Genomic DNA, 3,940 nt, shown 5'->3' with positions numbered 1-3,940 from the left:
AAGCGGAGAAGAGCCCTTCAGGTTATTCATGAATTGCTAATATTCAGTTTTCCGAAAATGATAATTGTCCAGAAATAAGTTTCAAACCTTGTAGGTTGAGTGTGATCACCAAGCGATTCTGTCGTTGATAACAGAAAAAAAATAAGGCCAACCAGAGAGAGGCGATCCGCTCGCCTCTCTTTCTTTTATTCGCTTATCGCGATCTCACCTAAAGGCACATACCGTGCTTTGTTGTCCTCTCTGTAAAAGTTTCGCTTCTTGATTTGCCATCCGTAACGAATGTATTTAGTGTCGGTTAGGTAATAGCCTTCTCCCATGGCAAAGCGCTCACGGTGTTCAACGCTTTTATCTGGATCGTTAAGAAAAGCCGTTTCAGGGTGATTCAGACATGCTTTGCGCAGCTCTGGAAATAGGTTTCGAGAGTGTTTCGACCAAGCGAGAATGATGGTCTTTAGCGTTTTGGTGTGAAACTCGCCCGCATACGGTTCACTGAGTTCAGCGTCATAGTCCGTGAGTGTGGCAATAATCACGCCCTTTGCCCATTGTGGTACTTCTAAGGTTTCTTGAAACGCCTCCTCCGCTTGCTGGTGTTTACGCCACGTTCTTTCCCGCTCCTGTTGTTTGGCTTCTTCTTTTGCAGCTTCTTCGGCTTTAGCTTGCTCCTCGACCTGTTTAACTTGCATACGCCCTAGGTCTACGAATGAGTGGTCCAATTCATAAGTGTTTATGAGTTCGATTAACTGCTGGTGGTGTTTGTCATAAAGCCAAGGCTTATCGACATCTCCTTTATGCTGACGGTAATAACGAGCCATACTTAAACAGTGTTCAGCAAAACCCAGATCATTACCACCACAGCCTAAATCTAAGCGGCATTCGTGCTGATATTCATTATCAAAGGTCACGGTTACTTTTGTTTTGTCGTACCCGCCTAATGGATTGCGTTTAGCAACCTCCAGAGCTTTCTTTTCGAACTCACTAAAGTCATAGAGTGTCTCTTCAGTGAATTCCCGAGACTCAGACCATTGGACAAGTACCGTGATCGGTTTAATTTTTTTTGCCTCTGATGTGAGTAAAGAACCCTGTTGGTCTTTGGATGAGCTGTTTGGGCTATCTTGTTGTGTTGTTTGCATAGTGGGTTCCTTTCTACGGATAAAATAAAAAAGACCACCTTGATAACAAGATGGCCTATAGATGGTGGATAAACGTGTTTTTGGGTTGTTAAGCGGTTTTGTTAACGGGGCGGAGTATTAGATAGAGTGCTTCTTTACAGCGTGATAGGGCGGCTCTGAGCCATTTATCCAGCACTTGCCTTGGTAGCCATTGATGAGCTGTTGAAAGAGCCACATCTCAAAAGCAGACTTGGGCTTTATTGCGACATCAAAACCATCGTCATCAAATCGTTGCCGTTCTTTCCAAGTCGCCTCTAAATCAGAAAGTCGTGTTTTTAACTCGTTTAGTTGGGTTTGTTTTGAGGTATCTAATGGCGTTTTAAGCCATACCTCTAGGGTGTGACAATACGGCATCACTCCATAGTCTTTAGCGTGATTCAGTGTGTTACGTAATGCGCGTATCCAACCTTCTGCTTTGGTGTCTCGACCATTGAGTTTGATATCTCCTGATTCAGCGGCTGCTGACCAGTCACAACCGTATTTCACGAGTAGTTGGTTGAATGTGTTTACACCACAGAACTGCCAGCTACGTGCTCGTTTGTTTGTCTCCGTGTCAAAGAGATTGCTAGAGCCAATGAGCATGTGGAGCATAAATAGGTCATCTTCACGCAGTCTAAGTCTGTAACGTTCATACAGGGCTTGTTTGAGTTCGTTGACACATTGGGTGTCGGTATGGTTTAGGCGTTCTCTAAAGAAGGTACAGGCTTGCTGAGCAACGTCTTCTTTTGGTACACGCAGTGCTAGTTGTTCATAGACAATGTCATAGGACATAAGGCGTTTCTCCTGTGAAAGAGTAAGGTAGTAAAATCATGGTGATAGCTAGAAGCTAGGGAGTGGTGGTGGTTATTAACTGCGCTCAGGCATTAGCGGCTACGCAGCTCGACTTGGTTGTAGACTCCCTTGGCTAAGTTAGCGATAAATTTGGATTCCCATAGCGTATATAGCTTGTCGATATTGGGTGCAGTCATACTCTTTAGGCTGGAGTATCGAGTGAAGACCGTGGCATGAGTGAAATCGAACTCAATGTCTCGCTCAAGTGTCGGGTAAGGATATCCATTGAAGCTAAAATTTGTGATGCAAAGGATTGAATAGAGGTTGTTAATGTTATTTGACAATGCAATCTCAACAGGGTGATAGCCTCCATGTTCAGCGGAGTAGTGCTTGTTACTGAAATGGATGGTGTGATGACCCTCTACGAGTCCTGTGTGTTTGTTTAGAACGTTGTTTAATGTATCCAGAAGAGCCAGAGAGATAGGCAAAGCTGTCTTGTTGAATGCAATCGTGGGTAAGGGATTTCTATGCATAAGCAGCTCCTTTTTCTATCGGTGGGGTTATGCATAGTGATGAAATATATTTGAAAAGATTTAGATTCGAATGGATGGCAGGGGAGAAGGGCGTGATGCTGAATAGTGAGTCATTTAGGCTAAAACAAAAAGTTACATATGAAACCGGAGTGCTGAAAGTTTGGTTTTGCGCATTGTTGATTCTTCAATTCTCCCGTATTCTCCGTGTTTCAAAATAGATAAAGAATTCACGAGAGTGCAACTCGGTGGTTGCTGAAATAGTAGCGATTAAAAAGGCAGCGACATAGTTAAAGTCAGCTTAGAAAAGCACCAGCAATTTCTTAGTTTAAGAAAGAGCACTTTACAAGGTTACTATCCATGTAATAACGATTTTGAAATTGCTCTTAAAGGTAAGATTGTCCCTATATTTTTACGGCACTTGGACTTTTCTTCGAAACGCACACTTATTGTATCTTGGAGAAAGGCGATGCAAATCCATCAATTTAGAATGGTTATACGCATGTTAATGATGTTTGCACATAAAAAAGGCTCAGAAGGTACTGGAAGACTCTGGGTGATTGGTTTAATGACACTGATATCAGAAAAAATGCCGAATGAAGACTCTTTAGAAATCATGCAATCTCTCATGGGTCTAGCTGTTACGGAGTTGTTTGGTATCGAGGATTCTCTCCGATGCGGCGTTTAATTAGCGACAACGTCTTCTCTTGAAATTCACCACTCCTCTTTATTGTACTGATGTCAATTACGTTCACTCAGCAAACTTACTGAGATATAAGTAGATTATAGGTAAGCGTAGGACTGGGTATTTTGCCATTGAGACGATCACCGGTGATAAGGTTCATGCTTCCGCCAATGTTAAGAAAAATACGGTTCGGCTTTTCGTTCGAATAACGACATTAACTCAACCAATGGAGGCGGCAACTCCGCCCGTAGATAAACGGGTATCCTTGTCGCATAGTGATGAAGTCAGAAGTTCTTGTTCAAGCCCTTAACGAGGTCATTAGCTCCGATAGCATTGTGCTTAGTTATCTTTTTGGTTCTTTTGCCACAGGTAGGAACCATCACAAGAGTGATATCGATATCGCCTTTCTGCCTGTTAGCCCCATGAGTGATATTCAAGTTTGGGAGTTTAAGCAGTCGCTGGCGCAACGTTTGCGATGTGAAGTTGATTTCGTGAATCTTATTTCTTGTAATACCGTACTTAGGATGCAGATTGTAAGTGAAGGTAAAAGGTTAGTGGGAAATGGTTTCGATTTTGATTAGTTTGAAGTAGAAACTTATCGTATGTACCAAGACTTGCAGATGTCTCGAGCAGATAATATTAAAGCATTTAAAAGTCGTTGGGAAAGTAACGCTGACTCAAAAATAGAAAGGTAGGTAGATAGTGCAATGGATGATGTCATTCTCAATAAAATTTCCATTATTGACCGTTGTTTGAAAAGAATTGCGGCTTTGTTGCGTAATTCA

General features: G+C 42.3%; 5 protein-coding genes. 2 read left to right on the top strand and 3 right to left on the bottom strand.

Annotation, left to right across the window (positions count from 1 at the left end; translation table 11 throughout):
* Nucleotides 1-185: 185 nt before the first annotated feature.
* From BCT49_RS03505 to BCT49_RS03495, 3 genes are all read right to left on the bottom strand, one after another.
* A complete protein-coding gene (locus BCT49_RS03505; RefSeq protein ID WP_102434171.1) occupies nt 186-1,130 on the bottom strand; it encodes an LPD25 domain-containing protein in 945 nt (314 codons plus the stop codon).
* A gap of 117 nt (nt 1,131-1,247) precedes the next feature.
* Nucleotides 1,248-1,940: a hypothetical protein gene (locus BCT49_RS03500; RefSeq protein WP_102434170.1), complete on the bottom strand. Its 693-nt coding sequence runs from the start codon at nt 1,938-1,940 to the stop codon at nt 1,248-1,250.
* A gap of 92 nt (nt 1,941-2,032) precedes the next feature.
* The gene (locus BCT49_RS03495) at nt 2,033-2,473 is read right to left on the bottom strand and encodes a DUF2787 family protein (protein WP_102434169.1); all 441 of its coding nucleotides are present in this window, start codon (nt 2,471-2,473) and stop codon (nt 2,033-2,035) included.
* 283 nt (nt 2,474-2,756) lie between these two features.
* Here BCT49_RS03495 and BCT49_RS25645 point away from each other — a divergent pair, with 283 nt between their 5' ends.
* Nucleotides 2,757-3,158 carry a hypothetical protein gene (locus BCT49_RS25645; RefSeq protein WP_157938596.1) on the top strand — a complete coding sequence of 134 codons (402 nt, stop codon included), beginning with the start codon at nt 2,757-2,759 and terminating at the stop codon, nt 3,156-3,158.
* Between the two features lie 275 nt (nt 3,159-3,433).
* Entirely contained in the window at nt 3,434-3,736 is a 303-nt protein-coding gene (mntA, locus tag BCT49_RS03475; RefSeq protein WP_102434166.1) for a type VII toxin-antitoxin system MntA family adenylyltransferase antitoxin, read from the top strand.
* Nucleotides 3,737-3,940 lie beyond the last annotated feature (204 nt).

This window comes from Vibrio lentus (assembly GCF_002875945.1).
In the GTDB taxonomy this organism is placed as follows: Bacteria; Pseudomonadota; Gammaproteobacteria; order Enterobacterales; family Vibrionaceae; genus Vibrio; species Vibrio apostichopi.
This window is presented reverse-complemented; position numbering and strand designations above follow the sequence as displayed.

Excerpts from the sequence above, each read along its gene's own strand:
- BCT49_RS03495 (WP_102434169.1), bottom strand. The coding sequence starts at position 2,473 with ATGCATAGAAATCCCTTACCCACGATTGCATTCAACAAGACAGCTTTG.
- mntA (WP_102434166.1), top strand. The coding sequence starts at position 3,434 with ATGAAGTCAGAAGTTCTTGTTCAAGCCCTTAACGAGGTCATTAGCTCC.
- BCT49_RS03500 (WP_102434170.1), bottom strand. The coding sequence starts at position 1,940 with ATGTCCTATGACATTGTCTATGAACAACTAGCACTGCGTGTACCAAAA.
- BCT49_RS03505 (WP_102434171.1), bottom strand. The coding sequence starts at position 1,130 with ATGCAAACAACACAACAAGATAGCCCAAACAGCTCATCCAAAGACCAA.